1 protein-coding gene is annotated in these 677 nt (G+C 66.6%); it reads right to left on the bottom strand.

Annotated features, from left to right (window positions below; all coding sequences use genetic code 11):
* Positions 1 to 677 (bottom strand): glycoside hydrolase family 2 TIM barrel-domain containing protein (locus UK23_RS43440; protein ID WP_045317678.1); only part of this gene is annotated, 677 nt, incomplete at both ends.

Genomic DNA, 677 nt, shown 5'->3' with positions numbered 1-677 from the left:
CCTCTCCAGGTTGTTGTCGTACGAGGAGGTGTTGCGCTTGCCCGGCGTGTAGTTCTCCCCGGTGTTGAGCTGCTCGGGATCCTGGTAATAGCCGCGCGTCGAGGTCGAGGACGACGACTCGCCCTCGAAGAAGAACTTGGTGGGATAGCGGGCGTGCAGCTGGTCGACCGAGGACGCGGTGTTGTAGTTCACGCCCAGCCCGTCGAGCATCCGCAGGATCTGGTCCTGCGGCGAGCCGGCCGCCGGCACCGACCGGTACAGGTGGCTGCCCATCACGACCGGGCGCGTCGTGTCAACGGACCGCACGTCGTCGATGAGGCGCCGGGCGATCGGCACCCCGGAGGCGGAACCGACGTCGTAGACCTCGTTGCCGATCGACCACATCACCACCGACGGCGAGTTCCTGGCCGCGCGCACCATTTCGCGGATGTCGGTGCTGCTCTCGGCGTCGAAGAACCGGCCGTAGTCGTAGGTCGTCTTGGACATGTGCCACATGTCGAACGCCTCGACCTGCAGCATGATCCCCAGTTCCTCGCACGCGCGGAGGAACTGCGGCGAGGGCGGGTTGTGCGAGGTGCGCACGGCGTTCACACCCATGCTCTTCATGATCCGCAACTGCCGGGTCGTGGCGTCCGCCGACACCGCCGAACCGAGCGCACCGAGGTCGTGGTGCAGGT

This window comes from Lentzea aerocolonigenes (assembly GCF_000955955.1).
Taxonomy (GTDB): Bacteria; Actinomycetota; Actinomycetes; order Mycobacteriales; family Pseudonocardiaceae; genus Lentzea; species Lentzea aerocolonigenes_A.
This window is presented reverse-complemented; position numbering and strand designations above follow the sequence as displayed.